Source organism: Pseudomonas sp. BP01 (assembly GCF_022760795.1).
GTDB classification, from domain to species: Bacteria; Pseudomonadota; Gammaproteobacteria; order Pseudomonadales; family Pseudomonadaceae; genus Aquipseudomonas; species Aquipseudomonas putida_Q.
In genome coordinates this window covers 99,642-123,131 of record NZ_JAFBKA010000014.1, presented here as the reverse complement: position 1 = coordinate 123,131, position 23,490 = coordinate 99,642, and the positions used below count along the sequence as shown (strand labels likewise).

Annotated in this window: 19 protein-coding genes; 9 read left to right on the top strand and 10 right to left on the bottom strand. The window is 62.7% G+C overall.

The features are described 5' to 3' along the window. Positions 1-159: 159 nt before the first annotated feature. The 7 genes from JOY50_RS14760 (at position 160) to cmoB (ending at position 11,259) form a co-directional block, all read left to right on the top strand. The gene (locus JOY50_RS14760) at positions 160-2,208 is read left to right on the top strand and encodes a TonB-dependent receptor (protein WP_132842188.1); all 2,049 of its coding nucleotides are present in this window, start codon (positions 160-162) and stop codon (positions 2,206-2,208) included. Between the two features lie 316 nt (positions 2,209-2,524). Continuing rightward, complete coding sequence (locus tag JOY50_RS14755) at positions 2,525-3,859, top strand: carbohydrate porin (RefSeq protein WP_132842191.1); 1,335 nt, start codon at positions 2,525-2,527, stop codon at positions 3,857-3,859. A 30-nt stretch (positions 3,860-3,889) separates the two neighbouring features. Next, entirely contained in the window at positions 3,890-6,301 is a 2,412-nt protein-coding gene (locus tag JOY50_RS14750) for a glucose/quinate/shikimate family membrane-bound PQQ-dependent dehydrogenase (RefSeq protein WP_132842193.1), read from the top strand. 253 nt (positions 6,302-6,554) lie between these two features. Then, positions 6,555-8,972 carry an endopeptidase La gene (gene lon / locus JOY50_RS14745; protein WP_138737662.1) on the top strand — a complete coding sequence of 806 codons (2,418 nt, stop codon included), beginning with the start codon at positions 6,555-6,557 and terminating at the stop codon, positions 8,970-8,972. Positions 8,973-9,080: 108 nt separating this feature from the next. Next, entirely contained in the window at positions 9,081-9,473 is a 393-nt protein-coding gene (locus tag JOY50_RS14740) for a protease inhibitor I42 family protein (protein ID WP_243055461.1), read from the top strand. An 89-nt stretch (positions 9,474-9,562) separates the two neighbouring features. Continuing rightward, positions 9,563-10,306 (top strand): carboxy-S-adenosyl-L-methionine synthase CmoA, encoded by a 744-nt coding sequence (cmoA, locus tag JOY50_RS14735; protein WP_019471444.1) that lies wholly within the window; start codon positions 9,563-9,565, stop codon positions 10,304-10,306. Beyond that, complete coding sequence (gene cmoB / locus JOY50_RS14730; RefSeq protein ID WP_132842199.1) at positions 10,303-11,259, top strand: tRNA 5-methoxyuridine(34)/uridine 5-oxyacetic acid(34) synthase CmoB; 957 nt, start codon at positions 10,303-10,305, stop codon at positions 11,257-11,259. Before cmoA ends, cmoB begins: the two co-directional genes overlap by 4 nt. Positions 11,260-11,328: 69 nt before the next feature. On the opposite strand, the gene JOY50_RS14725 is transcribed toward cmoB, so the two are convergent. After that, positions 11,329-11,532: a hypothetical protein gene (locus JOY50_RS14725; protein WP_132842202.1), complete on the bottom strand. Its 204-nt coding sequence runs from the start codon at positions 11,530-11,532 to the stop codon at positions 11,329-11,331. Positions 11,533-11,881: 349 nt separating this feature from the next. Between JOY50_RS14725 and JOY50_RS14720 the strand changes: the two genes are divergently transcribed. Together JOY50_RS14720 and JOY50_RS14715 are read left to right on the top strand one after the other, a co-directional pair. Next, positions 11,882-12,556 (top strand): heavy metal response regulator transcription factor, encoded by a 675-nt coding sequence (locus tag JOY50_RS14720; protein WP_016488821.1) that lies wholly within the window; start codon positions 11,882-11,884, stop codon positions 12,554-12,556. Beyond that, positions 12,553-13,935, top strand: a complete 1,383-nt coding sequence (locus JOY50_RS14715; RefSeq protein WP_243055460.1) for a heavy metal sensor histidine kinase — start codon at positions 12,553-12,555, stop codon at positions 13,933-13,935. Before JOY50_RS14720 ends, JOY50_RS14715 begins: the two co-directional genes overlap by 4 nt. Before the next feature lie 128 nt (positions 13,936-14,063). Here the strand turns inward: JOY50_RS14715 and pdxJ are convergent, their stop codons facing one another. The 9 genes from pdxJ to JOY50_RS14670 all read right to left on the bottom strand — a co-directional run bounded on the left by pdxJ (position 14,064) and on the right by JOY50_RS14670 (position 23,466). After that, positions 14,064-14,786 (bottom strand): pyridoxine 5'-phosphate synthase, encoded by a 723-nt coding sequence (gene pdxJ / locus JOY50_RS14710; protein WP_217435896.1) that lies wholly within the window; start codon positions 14,784-14,786, stop codon positions 14,064-14,066. Between the two features lie 61 nt (positions 14,787-14,847). After that, on the bottom strand, positions 14,848-15,531 hold the full coding sequence (gene recO, locus JOY50_RS14705) for a DNA repair protein RecO (RefSeq protein WP_019471438.1): 684 nt from the start codon (positions 15,529-15,531) through the stop codon (positions 14,848-14,850). Positions 15,532-15,697: 166 nt separating this feature from the next. Beyond that, positions 15,698-16,600, bottom strand: a complete 903-nt coding sequence (era, locus tag JOY50_RS14700; protein WP_016498176.1) for a GTPase Era — start codon at positions 16,598-16,600, stop codon at positions 15,698-15,700. Then, positions 16,593-17,282, bottom strand: coding sequence for a ribonuclease III (gene rnc, locus JOY50_RS14695; RefSeq protein ID WP_016488825.1), 690 nt, complete (start codon positions 17,280-17,282; stop codon positions 16,593-16,595). Before rnc ends, era begins: the two co-directional genes overlap by 8 nt. 161 nt (positions 17,283-17,443) lie before the next feature. Beyond that, complete coding sequence (gene lepB / locus JOY50_RS14690) at positions 17,444-18,298, bottom strand: signal peptidase I (protein ID WP_019471437.1); 855 nt, start codon at positions 18,296-18,298, stop codon at positions 17,444-17,446. A gap of 5 nt (positions 18,299-18,303) precedes the next feature. Beyond that, positions 18,304-20,103, bottom strand: a complete 1,800-nt coding sequence (gene lepA, locus JOY50_RS14685) for a translation elongation factor 4 (RefSeq protein ID WP_016498174.1) — start codon at positions 20,101-20,103, stop codon at positions 18,304-18,306. Positions 20,104-20,285: 182 nt separating this feature from the next. After that, positions 20,286-21,686, bottom strand: a complete 1,401-nt coding sequence (locus JOY50_RS14680; RefSeq protein WP_405045988.1) for a DegQ family serine endoprotease — start codon at positions 21,684-21,686, stop codon at positions 20,286-20,288. Between the two features lie 209 nt (positions 21,687-21,895). Next, positions 21,896-22,861: a MucB/RseB C-terminal domain-containing protein gene (locus tag JOY50_RS14675; protein WP_132842209.1), complete on the bottom strand. Its 966-nt coding sequence runs from the start codon at positions 22,859-22,861 to the stop codon at positions 21,896-21,898. 8 nt (positions 22,862-22,869) lie between these two features. Beyond that, positions 22,870-23,466, bottom strand: a complete 597-nt coding sequence (locus JOY50_RS14670) for a sigma-E factor negative regulatory protein (RefSeq protein WP_019471433.1) — start codon at positions 23,464-23,466, stop codon at positions 22,870-22,872. Positions 23,467-23,490: the final 24 nt, after the last annotated feature.

The following is a 23,490-nucleotide window of genomic DNA, read 5'->3' as shown; positions in this document are numbered from 1 at the left end:
GCTCCGTGGGAAAGATGCGCACATTACACGAGTGTAGCGATGGGTGGGATCAGTCGAGGCGCCAGAAAAAATGCTGGCCAGGGGCAAAACCTCTATGCTGAAATAGTTATGTTATGTTGTAACATTACAAAAGCATCTGCCAAGGAACGCCCCAACCCCATGTTGTACACACCGCTTCGCCTCTCCCCCCTTGCCGTCGCGCTCTGGCTGGCTGCATCGCCCAGCCAGGCCGTGGAACTCGAACCTCAGGTGATTACTGCCAATCCGCTGGGCAACCGCCAGCTGGCCGCCCCCACCACCGTGCTCGAAGGCGACAACCTGCTGCATCAACAGCACGGCAGCCTCGGTGAAACCCTGAACAAACAGCCGGGTGTCGCCTCTACCTGGTTCGGCCCTGGGGCCAGCCGCCCGGTGATCCGAGGCCTGGACGGCGACCGCATTCGCATCCTGCGCAATGGCGTCGGCGCCCTGGACGCCTCATCGCTGTCCTATGACCACGCCGTGCCGCTGGACCCGGTCACCGTCGACCGCGTCGAGATCGTCCGTGGCCCGGCCGCCCTGCTCTACGGCGGCAACGCCATCGGTGGCGTGGTCAACACCTTCGACAACCGCATTCCGGATGCACCGATCGAAGGCATCCACGGTGCCGGCGAACTGCGCTACGGTGGCGCCGACACCACGCGCAGCAGCGCCGGCAAGCTGGAGGCGGGCAACGGTGCCTTCGCCCTGCACCTCGATGCCAACAGCCGCCAGTTCAACGACCTGCGCATCCCCGGCTACGCCCGCAGCGCCAAGGTACGTGACGCCGATGAGCCCGGCAGCAAACACCGCCTGGAAAACAGCGACGGCCGTCAGGACGGCGGTGCAGTCGGTGGTGCCTATCACTGGGATCACGGGTACGCCGGCCTCTCGTACAGCGGCTACGACAGCAATTACGGCTCGGTGGCCGAACCCGGTGTGCGCCTGGACATGAAACAGGACCACTACGCCTTTGCCTCCGAGCTGCGCGACCTGGACGGCCCGTTCAGCTCGGTCAAGGTCGATGCTGGCTATACAGATTACGAACACAGCGAGATCGAAGAAGGCGAGGTGCACACCACCTTCAAGAACAAGGGCTACGAAGCACGTATCGAAGCCCGCCACCAGCCGCTCGGCCCGCTAGAGGGGGTGATCGGTGCCCAGGTCAGCCGCAACGAATTCTCTGCCCTGGGCGAGGAAGCCTTTGTCCCACACACCAATACCGACAGCCTGGCGCTGTTCATGCTGGAGCAATGGCAGGCCACAGAGCGGCTGAACCTGAGCCTGGGCGCACGCCTGGAACACACCCGGGTAGACCCGGACGCCAAAGGCAACGAAAACTTCGTCGATGCCGACAGCGCCAGCAGCTTCAACGCCTTCAGCCTGTCCTCCGGTGCGGTGTACCAGCTCGACCCGATCTGGTCGCTGGCCGCCAACCTCGGCTACACCGAGCGTGCCCCGACCTTCTACGAGCTGTATGCCAATGGCGCGCATGTGGCCACCGGCGCCTTTGAAGTCGGTGACGCCAGCCTGAACAAGGAAAAGGCTATTTCCGCCGACCTGGCGCTGCGCTTCGACAATGGCACCCACAAAGGCAGTGTCGGGGTGTTCTACAGCCACTTCCGCAACTACATCGGGCTGATCGGCACCGGCAACCTGCGCGAGGGCGGGCATGACCACGACCATGGCGAGGATGACCACGACCACGATCATGACCATGACGGTTTCCCGGAATACCAGTACCAGGGCGTGCGGGCGCGCTTTTACGGCATCGAGGCCCAGGACCGCTGGCAGCTGGTCGAGAACCGTTACGGCAGCTTCGCGCTGGAACTGTCCGGTGACTACACCCGGGCCAAGAACCTCGACAGTGGCGAACCTTTGCCACGCATCGCCCCGCTGCGCTTGAACAGCGGCCTGGTGTGGGAACTGGACCGCTGGCAGGCGCGGGTAGATGTGCAACATGCGGCATCGCAGCACCGCAAGCCGGCCAACGAAACCAGCACCGATGGCTACACCACGCTGGGGGCTAGCGTTGGTTACCGCTTCGACATTGGCCAGAGCCAGTGGCTGGCATTTGTGCGCGGCGAAAACCTCACCGACCAGACCGTGCGTTATGCCAGCTCGATTCTGCGCGATATCGCACCGGCACCGGGGCGCAGTGTGGAAGTGGGGTTGCGTACCACCTTCTGAAATCGCGGGGGCGCTTTGCGCCCCAATCGCCGGCAAGCTAGCTCCCACAGGTATTGCACCGTCCTCAGGCAAGCGTAACTCCTGTGGGAGCTGGCTTGCCGGCGATTGGCTGCTAAGCAGCCCCTCCAGGCCATTGTTACCCACTGAACAACAATCAACTGCGACAATTTGTCTTTTTTTCTTACAACTTCCGCTATATCCTCCCCGCCTGAAGCTGAATCGCTTCACTGAAACCATCTTGTCGCCATATCCATTGAAGGGCATGCCCTTCGGTGCGCTTGCCGTTTTTTCAATAATCAAAAGATAGCGCTATCTCATGCTCCAACTGCCCAAAACCTGTTACATCGGCCTTACCCTCAGTGCCTTGGCGATGCCCGTCAGCGCCAGCGAAATGTTCGCCAGCGACGCCCCATGGATGCTCGGCGACTGGGGCGGCACGCGCAGCGAATTGCTGGAAAAAGGCTACGACTTCACCCTCGGCTACACCGGGGAGATGGGCAGCAACCTGCACGGTGGCTACGACCACGACCGTACCGCGCGCTACAGCGACCAGTTCACCTTTGGCAGCCACCTGGACCTGGACAAGATCCTCGGCTGGCAGGACGCCGAATTCCAGCTGACCATCACCGAGCGCCACGGCGACAACATCAGCAACGACCGCATCAACGACCCCCGCGTCGGCGGGTTCACCTCGGCCCAGGAAGTCTGGGGCCGTGGCGAAACCTGGCGGCTGACGCAGATGTGGATCAAGCAGAAATACTTTGATGGTGCGCTGGACGTGAAATTCGGCCGCTTCGGCGAAGGCGAGGACTTCAACAGCTTCCCTTGCGACTTCCAGAACCTGGCCTTCTGCGGCTCGCAGGTGGGCAACTGGGTGGGTGGCATCTGGTACAACTGGCCGGTCAGCCAGTGGGCCCTGCGCGTGCGCTACAACCTCAGCGACACGCTCTACACCCAGGTCGGCGTGTTCGAGCAGAACCCCTCCAACCTCGAATCCGGTAACGGCTTCAAGCTCAGCGGCAGCGGCACCCAGGGCGCGGTAATACCGGTCGAACTGGTATGGACCCCACGTATCCAAGGCCTTAAAGGGGAATATCGCGCCGGCTACTACTACAGTAATGCCAAGGCACAGGATGTTCTCAAGGACAGCAACGGCCAGCCGGCCGCCCTCAGCGGCGCCGCCTACCGCAGCAGTTCGAGCAAGCACGGCATGTGGCTCGGCGCCCAGCAGCAGGTAACCTCGCTGGCCTCCGACCAGTCGCGTGGCCTGAGCCTGTTCGCCAACGCCACAGTGCATGACAAGAAGACCAATGCCATCGACAACTATGTGCAGGCAGGACTGGTATACAAAGGGCCTTTCGACGCCCGCGCCAAGGACGACATCGGTTTCGCCCTGGCACGCGTGCACGTCAACCCTGCCTACCGCAAGAACGCCCGCCTGGCCAACCAGGCCGCCGGCCTCCACGACTACGACAACCCCGGTTTCCTGCCCGTGCAGGACACCGAGTACAGCGCCGAGCTGTACTACGGCATCCATTTGGCCGACTGGCTCACGGTACGCCCCAACCTGCAGTACATCCGCCACCCGGGCGGGGTGTCGCAGGTCGATGGCGCGCTGGTCGGCGGCTTGAAGATCCAGAGCAGTTTCTAACCCCCTTTTTGACCTGACGGAGAACCTACGATGAGCACTGAAGGTGCCAACCAAGGAAGCCGCTGGCTACCTCGCCTGATCGGCGCGCTGCTGTTGCTGATGGGCCTGGCCCTGCTGGCCGGTGGTATCAAGCTGAGCCAGCTGGGCGGATCGCTGTACTACCTGATCGCCGGTATCGGCTTTGCCCTTTCGGGCATCCTGCTGCTGGCCCAGCGCCGCATTGGCCTAGGCCTGTACGGCCTCGTGCTGCTCGGCAGCACCGTATGGGCCCTGCTTGAAGTGGGCCTGGACTGGTGGCAACTGGTGCCACGCCTGGCCATCTGGTTTGCCATCGGCGTGGTGCTGCTGCTGCCGTGGGCACGTCGCCCGTTGATCGGCCCGGCCAGCAAGGCCAACACTGCACTGCTGGGCGTTGCCGTGGTTGCTTCGGGCGCATGTGCCCTGGGCAGCCAGTTCACCCACCCCGGCGAAGTGTTCGGCGAGCTGGGCCGCGAAAGCAGCGAAATGGCCAGCGCCGCCCCGGCCATGCCCGATGGCGAGTGGCAGGCCTACGGCCGCACCGAGCATGGCGACCGCTATTCGCCGCTGCGCCAGATCACCCCGCAGAATGCCTATCGCCTGGAAGAAGCCTGGCGCATTCAAACGGGTGACCTGCCGACCGAAAACGACCCGGTGGAGCTGACCAACCAGAACACCCCGCTGAAGGTCAACGGCATGCTCTACGCCTGTACCGCACACAGCCGCCTGCTGGCCCTGGACCCGGACACCGGCGCGGAAATCTGGCGCTACGACCCTCAGGTCAAAAGCCCGACCGGCACCTTCAAGGGCTTTGCCCACATGACCTGTCGCGGCGTTTCGTACTATGACGAAAACCGCTACGTCAGCCGCGACGGCAGCCCGGCACCGAAAATTACCGACGCTGGCCAGGCCGTGGCCCAGGCCTGCCCGCGCCGCCTGTACCTGCCTACCGCAGATGCTCGCCTGATCGCCATCAACGCCGACAACGGCAAGGTGTGCGAAGGCTTCGCCAACCAGGGCGTGATTGACCTCACCACCGGCATCGGCCCGTTCACTGCCGGCGGCTACTACTCCACCTCGCCCGCCGCTATCACCCGTGACCTGGTGATCATTGGTGGCCACGTCACCGACAACGAGTCGACCAACGAGCCGTCGGGCGTGATCCGCGCCTACGACGTGCACGACGGCCACCTGGTGTGGAACTGGGACAGCAACAACCCGGACGACACCAAGCCATTGGCCGCCGGCAAGATGTACAGCCGCAACTCAGCCAACATGTGGTCGATTGCCAGCGTCGACGAAGACCTGGGCATGATCTACCTGCCGTTGGGCAACCAGACCCCTGACCAGTGGGGCGCCGACCGCACCCCCGGTGCCGAGAAGTACAGTGCCGGCGTGGTCGCCCTTGACCTGGCCACCGGCAAGGTCCGCTGGAACTACCAGTTTACCCACCACGACCTGTGGGACATGGACGTGGGCAGCCAGCCGACCCTGGTCCACCTGAAGACTGACGATGGCGTGAAGCCTGCGGTCATCGTGCCAACCAAGCAAGGCAGCCTGTACGTGCTCGACCGCCGCGACGGTACGCCGATCGTGCCGATCCGCGAAATCCCCACCCCGCAAGGCGCAGTGAAGGGCGACCACACCTCGCCGACCCAGGCCCGCTCCGACCTCAACCTGCTCGGCCCTGAGCTGACCGAACAGGCCATGTGGGGCGCTACGCCGTTCGACCAGATGCTGTGCCGCATCCAGTTCCGCGAACTGCGCTACGAAGGCCAGTACACCCCGCCATCCGAGCAAGGTTCGCTGATCTACCCGGGTAACGTGGGTGTATTCAACTGGGGCAGCGTGTCCATCGACCCCGTGCGCCAACTGCTGTTCACCTCGCCCAACTACATGGCCTTCGTGTCGAAGATGGTCCCGCGCGAGCAGGTAGCCGAAGGCAGCAAGCGCGAAAGCGAGACCAGCGGCGTGCAGCCCAATACCGGTGCACCGTACGCGGTCACCATGCACCCATTCATGTCGCCTCTGGGTGTACCGTGCCAGGCCCCGGCCTGGGGCTATGTCGCCGCCATCGACCTGTTCACCAACAAGGTGGTGTGGAAACACAAGAACGGCACCACCCGCGACAGCACCCCGGTACCGATCGGCCTGCCGGTTGGCGTGCCGAGCATGGGCGGTTCGATCGTGACCGCCGGTGGCGTCGGCTTCCTCAGCGGCACCCTGGACCAGTACCTGCGCGCCTATGACGTGAACAACGGCAAGGAACTGTGGAGTGCTCGCTTGCCAGCGGGTGGCCAGGCCACGCCGATGACCTACACCGGCAAGGATGGCAAGCAGTATGTGCTGGTGACTGCTGGCGGCCATGGCTCGCTGGGCACCAAGATGGGCGATTACATCATCGCTTACAAATTGGCTGAGTAAGTTACTGACTTAAGTATCGAGCCCTGCTTGCGGGGCTCATTCCCCTGTACCGGCCTCATCGCCGGCAAGCCAGCTCCCACAGATATTCCACAGCCCTTGAAAATAGTGAGTTACCTGTGGGAGCTGGCTTGCCGGCGATGAGGCCGGGGAAGGCAAGCAAAGATGAAACCCCTGGGCTGCTGCCTTCATCTACCATTGAAACCGATTCCCCTGCGCCCCATCTAAGCACCATAGCCATTCACGCAGGTGCCCCATGAGCAACCAGCAGGATTTCCCGGAACACCCCGACGAAGACAGCGAAGTCGAGCACACCACCCCGGCCGAACCCGGCCATGCCCTCGCCCTGCCCGGCCAGAACCTGCCGGACAAAGTCTACGTGATCCCGATCCACAACCGACCGTTCTTCCCGGCCCAGGTACTGCCGGTCATCGTCAATGAAGAACCTTGGGCCGAAACCCTCGACCTGGTCGCCAAGTCTCCGGACCACTGCCTGGCGCTGTTCTTCATGGACACCCCGCCGGAAGACCACCGCCATTTCGACACCTCGGCCCTGCCCCAGTACGGCACGCTGGTCAAGGTGCACCATGCCAGCCGTGAAAACGGCAAGCTGCAATTCGTCGCCCAGGGCCTGACCCGCGTACGCATCCGCAACTGGCTCAAGCACCACCGCCCGCCCTACTTGGTCGAAGTCGAATACCCGCGCCAGCCCGCCGAGCCGACCGACGAGGTCAAGGCCTACGGCATGGCCCTGATCAACGCGATCAAGGAACTGCTGCCGCTCAACCCGCTGTACAGCGAAGAGCTGAAGAACTACCTGAACCGCTTCAGCCCCAACGACCCGTCACCGCTCACCGACTTCGCCGCCGCGCTGACCTCGGCCACCGGCAACCAGTTGCAGGAAGTGCTCGACTGCGTGCCCATGCTCAAGCGCATGGAAAAGGTCCTGCCGATGCTGCGCAAAGAGGTGGAAGTCGCGCGCTTGCAGAACGAGATCTCGGCCGAGGTGAACCGGCAGATTGGCGAACACCAGCGTGAGTTCTTCCTCAAGGAGCAACTCAAGGTCATTCAGCAGGAGCTGGGCCTGACCAAGGACGACCGCAGCGCCGACCTCGAACAGTTCGAACAGCGCCTGGAAGGCAAGACCCTGCCGCCCCAGGCGCGCAAGCGCCTTGATGAAGAGATGGGCAAGCTGGCCATTCTCGAAACCGGTTCGCCCGAGTACGCCGTCACCCGCAACTACCTCGAATGGGCCACCGCCCTGCCGTGGGGCGTGTACGGCAAGGACAAGCTCGACCTCAAGCATGCCCGCAAAGTCCTCGACCAGCATCATGCCGGCCTCGATGACATCAAGGAACGCATTATCGAATTCCTCGCCGTGGGCGCCTGGAAAGGCGAAATCAGCGGCTCGATCGTGCTGCTGGTGGGCCCGCCCGGGGTGGGCAAGACCAGCATCGGCAAATCCATTGCAGAGTCCCTTGGCCGGCCGTTCTATCGCTTCAGCGTTGGCGGCATGCGTGACGAGGCCGAAATCAAAGGCCACCGCCGCACCTACATCGGCGCGCAGCCCGGCAAGCTGGTACAGGCCCTTAAAGAGGTCGAAGTGATGAACCCGGTCATCATGCTCGACGAGATCGACAAGATGGGCCAGAGCTACCAGGGCGACCCGGCTTCAGCATTGCTGGAAACCCTCGACCCGGAGCAGAACGTCGACTTCCTCGACCACTACCTCGACCTGCGCCTGGACCTGTCCAAGGTGCTGTTCGTGTGCACCGCCAACACCCTCGACTCGATCCCCGGGCCGCTGCTCGACCGCATGGAAGTGATCCGCCTGTCCGGCTACATCACCGAGGAAAAACTGGCCATCGCCAAGCGCCACCTGTGGCCCAAGCAACTGGAAAAAGCTGGCGTGTCCAGGAGCAGCCTGAGCATCAGCGACAGCGCCCTGCGCCTGGTGATCGAGGGCTATGCCCGCGAGGCCGGCGTGCGCCAGCTGGAGAAGCAACTGGGCAAACTGGTGCGCAAGGCCGTGGTCAAGCTACTGGAAGACCCCGAGGCCAAGCTGAAGATCGGCCCCAAGGACCTGGAAGCCGCACTGGGCATACCCGTGTTCCGCAGTGAGCAGGTACTGGCTGGCAAAGGTGTAATCACCGGCCTGGCCTGGACCAGCATGGGCGGCGCCACGCTGCCGATCGAGGCGACCCGCATCCACACGCTCAACCGCGGCTTCAAGTTGACCGGCAAGCTGGGTGACGTGATGAAGGAGTCGGCCGAAATTGCCTACAGCTACGTCAGCTCCAACCTCAAGCAGTTTGGCGGTGACCCTGGCTTCTTCAACGAAGCGTTCATCCACTTGCACGTGCCTGAAGGCGCCACGCCCAAGGATGGCCCGAGTGCCGGCGTCACCATGGCAAGCGCCCTGTTGTCGCTTGCCCGCGACCAGGCACCAAAGAAAGGCGTGGCCATGACGGGCGAACTGACGCTCACCGGCCAGGTGCTGCCGATTGGCGGGGTGCGCGAGAAGGTGATTGCGGCGCGCCGGCAGAAGATATTCGAACTGATTCTGCCCGAGCCTAACCGTGGCGACTTCGAAGAACTGCCGGACTACCTGCGCGAAGGCCTGACAGTGCATTTTGCCAAGCGCTTTGCCGACGTGGCCAAAGTGCTGTTCTAGCCTGCAGCGGCCACTTCGCGGCCTAAGCCGCGAAGTGGCCAGCACTGGCAACACAAAACTCATCGATCATCGGGTATCCTCAGGCCATCGTCAGCCCCCGGAGCCAACATGACCGCCCCTCGTCTGCTCGTTCCCCTGAGCTTCGCCCTGCTTTCTGCCTGCGCGCAACACCCTACGCAGCCCGCAGAACTGGACGCCGAAAGTGAATGCCCAACGCGCCTGCAGGTCGGCCAGATGCTGACCCTCACCCTGCCCAGCAACCCGACTACCGGCTACCGCTGGCTGGTACAGAATCCGGCATCCAATGTGCTGCAAAGCCTTGGCCCCGAGGTTTACAGCGCACCGGAAGACGCCGGTATCGTCGGCAGCTCGGGCATTTCGACCTGGCGCTTCCAGGCCCGCGCCGCTGGCGAAGGCCATCTGGTGCTGGTCTACCAGCAACCTTGGGCCCCGGAAGTACGCCCGGTGCAGACCTTCGATTGCGCCATCCGGGTCAATTGAACGCACAGCGCTGGTCAGCCGACCATGCATCCAGGCTTCGGTTTGGCTAGAATGCGCCCCCTGCCTATCACCAGCCGCCTGGATTCGCCGTGAGCAAACAACCCGACCGCCTTTTCTCGCAACCTCTGGAGCAGGTGCCCGACTTTGTCTTCAACGAAGACGTGGTGCGCGTGTTCCCGGACATGATCAAGCGCTCGGTGCCCGGCTACCCAACCATCGTCGAAAACCTCGGCGTACTGGCGGCGCGTTTCGCCCAGCCAGGCACCGCACTGTACGACCTGGGCGCATCGTTGGGTGCTGTCACCCAGTCGCTGCGTCGCCATGTGCGCAGCGACGGCTGCCGGGTGATCGCGGTGGACAATTCCGCCGCCATGGTCGAGCGCTGCCGCCAGTACCTCACCGCCCAGGACTCGATGTTCCAGGAGCTGCTGCCGGTGCAAGTGCTGGAAGCCGATATCCTTGCCCTGCCCTTCGAGCCTGCCTCGGTCGTGGCGATGAACTTCACCCTGCAATTCATCGCCCCCGACCAACGCCTGGAACTGCTCGGGCGCATCCGCCAGGCACTGCTGCCGGGTGGTGCGCTGATCCTTTCAGAAAAACTGCGCTTTGCCGATGAGCAAGAGCAGGACCTGCTCAATGAACTGCACCTGGACTTCAAGCGGGCCAATGGCTACAGCGAACTGGAAATCGCCCAGAAGCGCAGCGCCATCGAAAACGTGATGCGGCCCGATACGCTCGAAGCCCACCAGCAGCGCCTGCGCGCCGCCGGCTTCAGCAAAGTGGTGCCCTGGTTCCAATGCCTTAACTTCGCCTCGTTGATAGCCCTGCCATGATCGATCTGTCCCCCCTCGTCCGCCGCCTGGCGGGCACGCCCCTGGCTTCCTGGTCGCAAGGCCTGCAAGCGCAACTGCAAGCCAAGCTGGAGAAAGGCCACGGCGACCTTGACCGCTGGCGCGGTGCGCTCGATGCCCTGCCTGCCCTGCAACCCAGCGAAATCGACCTGGTCAACGGGCTGCGCCTGGACTGCGATTGCGACGATGCAACCCGCGCGCAAATGCGCCAGGCCCTCATGGGCCTGTCGCCATGGCGAAAAGGGCCGTTCGATCTGTTTGGCGTGCATGTAGACACCGAATGGCATTCGGACTGGAAATGGTCGCGAGTAGGCCCGCACCTGGACCTCAAGGGCAAACGCGTGCTCGATGTCGGCTGCGGCAATGGCTACTACCAGTGGCGCATGCTCGGCGCCGGCGCCGACATGGTGATTGGCGTCGACCCCAACTGGCTGTTCTTCTGCCAGTTCCAGGCCGTGCAGCAATACTTGCCGGAGCTGCCAGCCTGGCACCTGCCCTTCGCCCTGGAAGAACTGCCTGCCAACCTGGAAGGCTTCGACACCGTGTTTTCCATGGGCGTGTTCTATCACCGCCGCTCGCCCATCGAGCACCTGCTGGCGCTCAAGGACTGCCTGGTCAAAGGAGGCGAGCTGGTTCTGGAAACCCTGGTGATCGAGGGCGACGAAAACCAGGTGCTGGTGCCTGAGGACCGCTATGCGCAGATGCGCAACGTCTGGTACCTGCCGTCGGTACCTGCCCTGGCGCGCTGGTTGCGCCGTGCCGGCTTCAGCGATGTGCGTTGCGTCGACGTGAGCGTGACCAGCGTCGAGGAGCAGCGCAGCACCGAGTGGATGCGCTACCAGTCGCTGGGCGACTTCCTCGACCCGAACGACCACAGCAAGACCATCGAAGGCCTGCCTGCCCCACGCCGCGCCACCCTGCTGGCGCGCAAATAAAAAAGGCGCCCGGTTGGGCGCCTGAATACACCTGCGACGAGGAGCTGTCGCGGCGCAGGTGTTGTTACCTCAGTCCTTGGCCACCTCACGGGCCTTCTCTTGCGCCTTGCGCTGGCGTTCGGCGACGGCCTGTTGCTTGTCACCGTGCAGGCGCTGCTGGTCTTCGCGGAACGCTTGCCAGAACTGCTTCGAGCGCTCCGCACCGCCCTCGGCATAGGCACTGGCACTGCCCAGGGCCAGTGTGGCCAGCAGCAGGTATTTGGTCAGGTTCATCGTGTTTGCCTCGTGATAACCGATCAGATGCGGCCATCCTAGCGAGGGGCGGCTAACAGCAAGGTGAGCCGCGGATTACAGTCCTGCAATGTGGCCTTGTGTTGCCTGTCGGGGCCTCTTCGCAGCACAAGGCTGCTCCTACAGGATGCGCACAGATCTCAACGCTGTGCCGTATCTGTGGGCGCGGGTTTACCCGCGAAAGGGCCCTGGCATGCAGCCAGATAACAGCAGGATTACAAATCCGTTATCTGCGCCGCAGCGCCATAGGCATGCCGTAACATCCTGCCCCTTGACCCTGATGTCACTACAGGGTCGAGAATCGCCCCCTTTCCTTACACCGAGCTCCCCCATGCGCCTACTGATCATCGAGGACGAACTGCGTACCGCCGATTACCTGCAACAGGGCCTGCGCGAAAACGGCTACGTGGTCGACTGCGCACACACCGGCACCGATGGCCTGCACCTGGCCCGCCAACAGCCCTACGACCTGGTCATCCTCGACGTCAACCTGCCTGAAATCGATGGCTGGACCGTGCTGCAGCGGCTGCGCGCCGAATCGGCCACGCGCATCATGATGCTGACCGCCCACGGTCGCCTGGCCGACCGGGTCAAAGGCCTGGACCTGGGCGCAGACGACTACCTGCTCAAGCCCTTCGAATTCCCTGAACTTCTGGCGCGCATCCGCAGCCTGCTGCGGCGTAACGACCAGCAACTGCAGCCCAGCACCCTGCGCGTCGCCGACCTGGAGCTGGACCCTGGTCGCCACCGCGCCTACCGCGCCGGGCAGCGCATCGACCTGACCGCCAAGGAGTTCGCCCTGCTGCACCTGCTGATGCGCCAGACTGGCGAAGTGCTTTCGCGCACCCAGATCATCTCGTTGGTATGGGATATGAATTTCGACTGCGACACCAACGTGGTCGAGGTTTCGATCCGCCGCCTGCGGGCGAAGATCGACGACCCGTTCGACAACAAGCTGATCCATACCCTGCGCGGCGTAGGCTATGTCCTTGAGGCCCGGGTTTGAAAAACGCCAGCCTGTCGCTGCGCCTGGGCCTGAGCGTGACACTGATGGGCGCCGCACTGGTGCTGCTGCTGGCCTGCCTGGCGGTGTTTGCTCTGGACCACGAACTGGACAGCCGCGCACGCAAGGACCTGGCGCGCAAGATGCTGCAGGTCGAGCACAATTTGCGCGTCGACCTGCGCAGCGAGGACCTGGGCAGTCGCGCGCATCCACTGCTCGACCTGGTCATGGGGCATGACAACCTCAGCCTCAGCGTAATGGCCCTGGAAGGCCGCCACCCGCACCTGCTCAGCCTCGGGCCGGCCCTGGAGTCGCGGGTAAGCGAGTTGCACACCGGGGCCCGCCTGGCCTTTCACGCATGGCGCGACAGCAGCGGCAACCAGATCCTTACCGTGACCCGGCTGATGCGCCTGCGCGACAACACACCGGTCAAGGTAATGATGTCGCTCAACCGCGCCGACGACAACGCCCTGTTGCAGGCCTACCTGCATTCGACCTTGCTCGCTTTGCCACTGCTGCTGGTATTGATTGGCGCGGGTGCCTGGTGGCTGATGCAGCGCGGCCTGAAACCGCTGCGGCGCTTCCGGCGCATTGCCGGGCAAGTGTCGGCCCAGGACCTGCAGCATCGCCTGCCGGCTACCGGCCTGCCGCAAGAACTGGCGGAGCTGGCCAGCAGCATCAACGTGATGCTCGACCGCCTCGATCAGGGCGTGAGCCAGTTGTCGCAGTTTTCCGACGATCTGGCCCATGAGCTGCGCACCCCGTTGAGCAACCTGATGGGTAAGGCGCAGGTGACCCTTGCCCGTGAGCGGGACAACGCCAACTACCGGGAAGTGCTGGAAGACAGTATCGAGGAACTGACCCGACTCAACCGCATCATCAATGACATGCTGTTTCTCGCCCAGGTGAGCCAGCCGCAAACGCAGGTTGCATTGAAACCCTTGGCCCTGGCTGACGAGGCAGTGCGGGTTGTCGAGCTGTTTGCCTTCAGTGCCGAGGGGAAAGCAGTTGAGCTGCGTGTGCAGGGTTGGGGAACGGCGCTGGGGGATCGGCTGATGTTTCAGCGGGCGTTGTCGAACCTGTTGAGCAATGCCATCCGCCACAGCCCTGAGGGTGAGCGCGTCGAATTGCGCATCGAACGCTCGGGCAGCGAAGTATGGCTTTCGGTAGAGAACCAGGGGCCTGGCATTGCTACAGAACACCAGTCGCGCTTGTTCGAGCGGTTTTACCGGGTGGGCCCGGGGCGTTCGCGGCTGGAGGGTGGAACCGGGTTGGGGTTGGCAATCGTGAAGTCGATCATGCAGCTGCATGGCGGGCGGGTCGAAGTGAACAGCAGACCCCTTGGGCCTACCCGCTTCACTCTGGTGTTTCCTGCCGAGTAATCGATTGCCTGTACCGGCCTTTTCGCGGGTAAACCCGCTCCCACAGGGACTTCACAGGCCTTGAGGCTCATACAATCCCTGTGGGAGCGGGTTTACCCGCGAAAGGGCCAGAACAGGCAACCAACCTATCAGCGCGAAGCCGCCACGATCAGTGCCTTCATCTCGGCCACTGCGGCCTTGAAGCCTACAAACAAGGCATGCGCCACCAAGGCATGGCCAATGTTCAGTTCATTGATACCTTTGATCGCCGCCACCGCCTCGACGTTGTGGTAATGCAGCCCGTGGCCAGCATTGACGATCAGCCCCTGCCCCACGCCAAACGCCACGCCATCAACAATACGCTGCAACTCCTCGGCCACTTCGGTCGGGGTTTCGGCGTCGGCATAACGCCCGGTATGCAGCTCGATGGCCGGCGCACCTACCCGCCGTGAGGCCTCGATCTGGCGCTCGTCAGCATCGATGAACAACGACACTTCGGCACCGGTGCGGGCAAGGCGCTCCACTGCTGCCTTGATCCGTGCCTCCTGCCCGGCCACGTCCAGACCACCTTCGGTAGTCAGTTCCTGACGGGTTTCAGGCACCAGGCAGATGTGCGCCGGGCGAATTTTCTCAGCGAAGGCCATCATCTCTTCGGTGACGCCCATTTCGAAGTTCATGCGCGTCTGCAGCACGTCCTTGAGCAGCACCACGTCGCGTTCCTGGATGTGCCGACGGTCCTCGCGCAGGTGCACGGTGATGCCATCGGCGCCCGCTTCCTCGGCGTCCAGAGCAGCCTTGACCGGATCAGGGTAACGCGTGCCCCGGGCTTGGCGCAGGGTCGCCACGTGGTCGATGTTTACGCCGAGAAGCATGCGGTTGCTGTGAGTCACGAAAGGCTCTCCTGAAGGTTGAGCCCCACAGCATACGTCGTGATCAGCGCTTGCGAAACAGTTCCCGGCTGACCAACGGCTTTGCGCCCAGATGCACCGCCAGTGCCTGGCGCATCAGGCGCTTGGCTGCGAGCAAAGCGCCTGGGGTATCCCAGTCGGCGTCGGCCAGGGCCAACAGCTCGATGCCGCGAAACAGGCCGGGCTGCAGCAGTTCGACCCGTTCCAGGCCGGCATCCACGCGCAAGCGGTACAAGCCGTCGACCGCGATGGGTTGGTCGTTAACGTCATGGTTCAACGAGAACGCATAACCCAGTTCGTCCAGCAGCCGCCATTCGAACGAGCGCAGCAGCGGCTCCAGCGGGCGCCCGGCGGCCAAAGCCTGCAAGGTCAGGGCGTAGTGCTCGAACAGGGCCGGGAACGGCGCTTCGGCAGGCAGCAGGCGCATGAGCAGTTCATTGAGGTACAACCCGCTGAACAGGGCATCGCCGTGCAGCCAGGCGGCAATGCCGGCGCTGTCCATCCGCCCGACATTCTTCAGCTCGCCACGCCCACGCAGCTCCACCTCAAGGGGCACGAACGGCCGTACCAGGCTGCCGCCCTTGCCACGCGCACGCCGCAGTACGGCGCGCACGCGGCCCTGCGGCGTGAACAAGTCCACCAGCGCGCTGGTTTCCTTGTAGGCACGACTGTGCAGCACGTAGGCTGGCTGGCCGACAGGTTGTTCCATGGAAGTCACTTGCCCCAGGGGTTGCACTGGCCCTTGTAGGAGCGGCCTTGTGTCGCGATTGGGCTGCACAGCAGCCCCGGCGATTTATGCTGCGAAGCTGAAAATCTGGGGCCGCTGTGCGGCCCTATCGCGACACAAGGCCGCTCCTACAGGGACCGTGCGGGCGTTACAGGTCGCCGTAGCCCAGCGAGCGCAGGGCGCGCTCGTCGTCCGACCAGCCGCCTTTCACCTTGACCCACAGGTTGAGCATGACCTTGGAGTCGAACAGCACTTCCATGTCCTTACGCGCCTCGGAGCCGATACGCTTGATACGCTCGCCCTTGTCGCCAATGATGATTTTCTTCTGGCCGTCGCGTTCAACCAGGATCAACGCATGAATGTGCAGCACATGGCCCTGCTGCTTGAATTCCTCGATCTCCACGGTGATCTGGTACGGCAACTCCGCACCCAGCTGGCGCATGATCTTCTCGCGCACCAGCTCGGCGGCCAGGAAGCGGCTGCTGCGGTCGGTGATCTGGTCTTCCGGGAAGAAGTGATCGTTCTCGGGCAGGTGCTTGGCGATCTGTGCTTCCAGCGCTTCGAGGTTGTGCCCCTGCTGCGCAGAAATCGGCATGACTTCGGCGTTTGGCAGTTGCTCCTGCAGCCACTGCAGGTGCGGAATCAACTCGGCCTTCTCTTCCATGCGGTCGGTCTTGTTGACCGCGATGATCAGCGGGCCGGTCACGTACTGCACGCGCTCCAGCACCAGTTGGTCCTCGTCGGTCCACTTGGTGCGGTCGACCACGAAGATCACCACGTCGACGTCCTTGAGGGCCGCCGAGGCGTTGCGGTTCATGTAGCGGTTCAAGGCTTTGTCGTTGGCCTTGTGCATACCGGGGGTATCGACGTAGATCGCCTGCACATCACCTTCGGTCTTGATACCGAGCATGTTGTGGCGGGTGGTCTGCGGCTTGCGCGAAGTGATCGCCAGCTTCTGGCCCAGGATGTGGTTGAGCAAGGTCGACTTGCCCACGTTGGGGCGGCCGACAATGGCCACGTAGCCGCAGCGCGTCGGGTTGTTATCAGTCATTGCCATTCTCCACGCCCAGGGCGATCAGTGCAGACGCGGCAGCGACTTGCTCGGCAATACGCCGGCTAACGCCCTGACCACGACTTTTGTTGTTCAGCAGCACGACTTCGCATTCGACGAAGAACGTACGGCAGTGCGGTTCACCCTGGATATCCACTACTTCGTAACGCGGCAGCTCACAGCTGCGCGATTGCAGAAATTCTTGCAGGCGGGTTTTCGGGTCCTTGTTGGTGTCGACCAGGGTCAGGCCTTCGAACTCGTCGGCCAGCCAGGCCAGCACGCGTTCCCGGGCCGTGTCCATGTCGGCGTCCAGGTAGATGGCACCAATGAGCGCCTCCAGGGCGTCGGCCAGGATCGATTCGCGACGGAACCCGCCACTCTTGAGCTCACCCGAACCCAGGCGCAGGTATTCGCCCAGGTCGAAACCACGGGCCAGGCGGGCCAGGGTCTCGCCCTTGACCAAGCGCGCGCGCAAGCGCGACAGCTGGCCTTCGCGGGCCTGCGGGAAGCGCTCGAACAGCGCTTCGCCGGCGACGAAGTTGAGAATGGCGTCACCGAGAAACTCCAGGCGCTCGTTATTGCGCCCGGCATAGCTGCGATGGGTCAGTGCCAGAAGCATCTGGTCCTGATTCTTGAAGGTATAACCGAGCTTTCGCTCCAGATGGGCAAGGGAAGCACTCATGCAACCACCCGTTTGTTGTTCAACGCGTTGTTCAAATCAACATCCTGAAAGACTGTTTGGCTGTGGCCCGCCGCCGTATGCGACGAATCTCCCGATCCCTGAGAACACAGCCTATGTCAGAAATGCATTCGGCGCTGTCTGCTGGACAGCGCCGATGGGTATCAATGGATCAGGCCGACCCGCGACAGGTTGGGCAGGTGGCTGAGCTTGGGCTCTGGCCAGCTCATCCACACCGCAAAGGCCTTGCCGACGATGTTCCGGTCCGGAACCATGCCGTGCAGTTCCTTGGGAATGTTCGGGTCATCCCAGTAACGGCTGTCGTTGGAGTTGTCGCGGTTGTCGCCCATCATGAAGTAATGGCCTGCCGGCACGGTCCACTGCTGGTCCGGCGGCATGCGATAACGGCTCATTTCCTTGCGGATCAGGTGTTCGGCCTCGCCGAGCTTTTCCTTGTACAGCTCGGCGCTGCCCAAGGTGCCCGGTTCGGTGCCCACCAGTTGTTCGGCAATCGGCTGGCCGTTGACGAACAACCGCTTGTCGTTGGTGTAGCGGACCTGGTCGCCCGGCAGGCCGACCACTCGCTTGATGTAATTGACGTTCGGGTCGCTCGGGTAGCGGAACACCATTACATCACCGCGTTGCGGGTCACCCACCTCGATGACCTTCTTGTCGATCACCGGCAGGCGAATGCCGTACGAGAACTTGTTCACCAGGATGAAGTCGCCCACTTCCAGGGTCGGTTTCATCGACCCCGAAGGGATCTGGAACGGCTCGACCAGGAATGAACGCAGCACCAGCACGATGAACAGCACCGGAAAGAACGATTTGCCGTACTCGACCAGCAACGGTTCCTTGTTCAGGCGCTCGACAACGGCCATCTCGGGCTGGCTGACGCTGCCCTGATAGTTGGCGATTGCTGCACGCCGGCGCGGGGCCAGGAACAGCAGGTCGATCAAGCCCAGCAGACCGCAGACAAAGACGGCGATGACTAGCAACAGCGGGAAATTTAGCGACATAGGACCTAGCTATCCAACCTGAGCACGGCGAGGAAGGCTTCCTGTGGAATTTCCACGTTGCCGACCTGTTTCATGCGTTTCTTACCGGCCTTCTGCTTCTCCAGCAGTTTCTTCTTACGGCTGACGTCACCACCGTAGCACTTGGCCAGTACGTTCTTTCTGAGCGCCTTGACGGTTGTCCGCGCAATGATCTGGCCGCCAATGGCTGCCTGGATCGCCACGTCGAACATCTGCCGAGGGATCAGTTCCTTCATCTTCTCGGTCAACGCACGGCCTTTGTAGGCCGCGTTGTCGCGGTGCACGATCAATGCCAGGGCATCGACCTTGTCGCCGTTGATCAGTACGTCCAGTTTGACCAGGTTGGCCGACTGGTAGCGATCAAAATGATAATCCAGCGAAGCATAGCCGCGGCTGGTGGACTTGAGACGGTCGAAGAAGTCCAGGACCACTTCGTTCATCGGCATGTCGTAACGCACCTGCACCTGGCTGCCGAGGAACTGCATGTCGCGCTGCACGCCACGCTTCTCGATGCACAGGGTGATGACGTTACCCAGGTGCTCCTGCGGCACCAGGATGGTCGCGGTGACGATCGGCTCGCGGAAGTCGGTCACAGCCGAGACGTCCGGCAGCTTTGACGGGTTGTCGACGATGATGGTTTCGCCGGTCTTGAGTTCGAGCTCGTAGATCACGCTTGGTGCGGTGGTGATCAGGTCCAGGTCGTATTCGCGCTCCAGGCGCTCCTGGATGATTTCCATGTGCAGCATGCCGAGGAAACCGCAACGGAAGCCGAAGCCCAGGGCGTCGGAGCTTTCCGGCATGTACTGCAGCGACGAGTCGTTGAGGGTGAGCTTCTGCAATGCGTCGCGGAAGTCCTCGAAGTCGTCGGAGCTGACCGGGAACAGTCCGGCATAGACCTGCGGCTGGATTTTCTTGAAGCCTGCCAGCACTTCGACCTCGGGGGTCGAGGACAAGGTCAGGGTGTCACCCACCGGCGCACCGTGAATGTCCTTGATGCTGGCGATGATGAAGCCTACTTCGCCGGCTTTCAGATCAGCGGTCTGGGTGTGTTTCGGGGTGAACACACCCACGCTGTCGACCAGGTGCACCTTGCCGGTGGACTTGACCAGAATCTTGTCGCCCTTCTTGACGCGGCCCTGACGCACACGCACCAGCGAGACCACGCCCAGGTAGTTGTCGAACCAGGAGTCAATGATCAGCGCCTGCAAGGGCGCGTCGATTTCGCCTACAGGCGCGGGGATGGTGTGCACCAGGCGCTCGAGCACCTCGTCCACGCCCATGCCGCTCTTGGCGCTGCAGGCCACGGCGTCGGTAGCGTCGATGCCGATGATCTTCTCGATCTCGTCCTTGACGCGGTCCGGGTCGGCCTGGGGCAGGTCCATCTTGTTAAGGACTGGCATGACTTCCAGGCCCTGCTCGATGGCGGTGTAGCAGTTGGCCACGGACTGGGCTTCAACACCCTGGCCGGCGTCAACCACCAGCAGTGCGCCTTCACAGGCCGCCAGCGAGCGCGAGACTTCGTAGGTGAAGTCGACGTGGCCGGGGGTGTCGATGAAGTTCAGCTGGTAGGTCTTGCCGTCTTGCGCCTTGTAGTGAAGCGTGACGCTGTGGGCTTTGATGGTAATCCCGCGTTCGCGCTCCAGGTCCATCGAATCAAGCACCTGGGCTTCCATTTCGCGTGCCGACAGGCCACCGCACATCTGGATGAAACGGTCGGCCAGCGTCGACTTGCCATGGTCGATGTGGGCGATGATGGAGAAATTGCGGATATGACTCAAATCACTCACGGGTCAACACTCGAAAAGGCTGCGAGCCGGGACGCCCGCCGAAAAATAGCCGGGAATTGTACCTCAAGCAGCAGGGATATGGGAGATTCCTCTATCGGGCGGTACAGCGCTTTGCCGCCTGCAATTGTGAATTTTCATGAAAAAGGGCAGCCGTAGCTGCCCTTTCCTGCCTGCAAATCCGCTTATTCAGCGAGCTTGAAGGTGATAAAGCTGGCACGCCCCTGACGCAGCACGCGCATGGACACCGAGCGGTTCTTCGGCAGTTCCTTGGCGATTTCGGTGAATTCCTTGGCCGAACCGATGGCCTGGTTGTTCAGGTGGCTGATGACGTCACCCGGACGCAGGCCGATCATCGCTGCCGGGCCATCCTGCACTTCCTTGATAACCACGCCGCCCTTGAGTTCGAGGGACTTTTTCTGCTCGGCGGTCAGGTCGGTCACCGACACGCCCAGGCGGTTGCTGCTGCGCTCGGCGCTGCCCTCGGCACCGGTACCGATGTCGGCATCGTCATCCGGCATTGCCCCGACCCCAACATCCAGGGTCTGGCGCTTGCCATTGCGAATGATCTCCAGCTTGGCCTTTTCGCCGTCCTTGAGGCTACCGACCAGGTGCGGCAAGTCGGCCGACATGACGATCGGCTGGCCGTTCATGCTCAAGATCACGTCACCCACCTGCAGGCCACCTTTGGCGGCCGGGCCGTTTTCCAGCACCTGGGCCACCAGCGCACCCGCTGGCTTGTCCAGGCCGAAGGATTCAGCCAGGTCCTTGTTGACCTCCTGGATCACCACGCCCAGCCAGCCGCGGCTGACCTTGCCATCTTTCTTCAGCTGGTTGGACACGTCGATCGCCACATCGATCGGGATGGCGAACGACAGGCCCATGAAGCCGCCAGAACGGGTGAAGATCTGCGAGTTGATACCCACCACTTCGCCCTTCATGTTGAACAGCGGGCCGCCCGAGTTACCCGGGTTGATAGCCACGTCGGTCTGAATGAACGGAACGTAGGTCTCGTTAGGCAGCGTACGGCCTTTGGCACTGACGATGCCTTTGGTCACCGAATGGTCGAAGCCAAATGGCGAACCGATGGCCAGCACCCACTCGCCCACCTTGAGCTTCTCGGAATCACCCAGCTTCACGATCGGCAGGTTCTTGCCTTCGACCTTGAGCAGGGCCACGTCGGTGCGCGGGTCGGTGCCGACCAGCTTGGCCTGCAGCTCGCTGCGGTCCGACAGGCGGACGATGATTTCGTCGGCGTCGGCTACAACGTGGTTGTTGGTCAGCACATAACCATCGCTGGAAATGATGAAGCCCGACCCCAGCGATTGCGCCTCGCGCTGGCGTTCGCCACGCGGCGAACGCGGCTGCTGTGGCATGTTGCGCTCGAAGAACTCGCGGAACATCGGCGGCAGGCCTTCCAGGTCCGGCATCTGCCCCGCGGCGATGCGACGGTCTGGCAGCTTCTGCTTGGTACTGATGTTGACCACGGCCGGCGAGGCCTGCTCGACCAGGGTGGTGAAGTCCGGCAGGGCTTCCTCGGCCTGGGCGGTGAGCACCTGGCCGAGCATGAGCACAGCGGCGAACATCGATAGGTAGGATTTCAAGCGTGGTGTAGACATACGGCTCCCGTCACAACGAGCGGTAGTTTAGAAAGGCCCCTGCACAAAGCAGGAAAGGCCAGGCTCCAAGAAGCCTGACCTATAGAAAATTTGCCAGTGGATTGCAAATGACAATGCTTTAATTTCATTTCAGGCGCATATCCGTTCGCCTTGGCATGGCCCGCAAAAGCGCGCCACTACTGGCGCGCCTGGGCATCCTGGGGCCGCATCGACAACGCGACGCGTTCTGCCGTACCGAGCGGAATTTCGCCAACCACGGTGACCATCACCTTGCCCTTGGGCGTATTAAGGCGTCGCGAAACCGCCGAGGTCGGGCCAAGCTGGGTACGCACATCGGTCCCGGCATCGTCCTTCACGGGTTCAAGGAACACCGAGAAGCGTGCAAGCCCATCGTCGTACATCAGGCTACTGACCGTGCTGTCATGTTTGGGATCACGCCGTACCGAGCTGTTTACCAGCTCGAACCCTGGCGGGAGCCAGTCCGAGCGCCAGCCAGCGACGCTGTCATTGCTGACTGAGGCGACACGCTGCACCGGCTTGCATGCAGCACTGGGGCGCAGGTCATTGTCGCCAGGCGGCTTGTCGGTATCGAGGCGCGTCATCTGGAAGCGTTCCAGCAGCTGCCCTTTGTCGTTGAGCATCAACGAGCGCAGTGGCAGGCCGGTGTTGCGGTCCAGGTGCAATTCGAAGGCATAGCGGTGCTGGTCGCGGGGAGTGAGCGTCAAGATCACGGCATCGCGCCCGGCGACCCGTGACTTGCCTGCCACGCTCAAATCGTACCAGCCCATCAGTTTCAGCGGATCAAGCACACGCTGTGCAGAGTCCGTAGGGGTAGTCACACCGCTGACCAAGGCCCCACTGACACACTCCACCTTGCCATCCACGCGCAGGATTTCCTGGGCGGCGCCATCGAGCTGCAGCAGCCGCTCGCTGACCTTGCCGTCCTCGACCCTGTGCCAGATATCGTGGGAAGAGAAGCTACCGTTGCGTTCGTAGACGAACGAACCCTGATAACTCTGCTTTTGCTCGGCTTGTGCCAGCTTGCTCAGCCACTCGCTCGCCTGGGGCGAGGAGTTGGCCGCCAATGCCGGCACCGTCATGCAGCTGCCAATCAGCAGCGACAGAAGAGGTAGCGCGCGCATGATCCTCCTTACTTAGCGGGGTTTCCCATGCTGGCGGCACGGGCATACGGCAGAGCAGTTTCAGTGCCCTTGAGCGCGGACTCCTGAGCATGCTGGCGCAGGTACCCCGGCAGACGCTGGTCCCAGCCGGCCTGGTTTTGCAGCACGCCGTTGGCCATCGGCCCGGTCGGTTGCTCACTGCTTTCACTATAGCCTGCCAAAACAGCCGGGCCCTGAGTTTGTGGCATGCTCAGGCCTTGCTGTACAGGCTGCTGGGCAGCCAGTTCGGCACCGGTGATTTCGTCCTGGTTGTACATCCGCACGCCTGCCAGCACCGCAACGGTGACCGAGGCGGCAACCGCCAGGCGAGCGACGCTGCGCCACGGGCCCTTGTTGACCTTGGCCGGCACGGCTTCATCAGCCAATGCCGCCGACACCGCCGAGGCGATATCGAGGTTAGGCAGCAGCAGTTCCTTGTGCATGGCTGCACGGGCTACCTGGTAACGCGACCAGGTGGCACGGGTTTCGGCGTCGTCTACGGCGCTCAGCACCCGACGCAGTTCCAGCTCGTCCGCTTCGTTATCCATCACCGCGGACAGCGATTCCTGCAAAGCTTCACGACTCATGGCGGTTCCTCTCTTGGCTGTCGC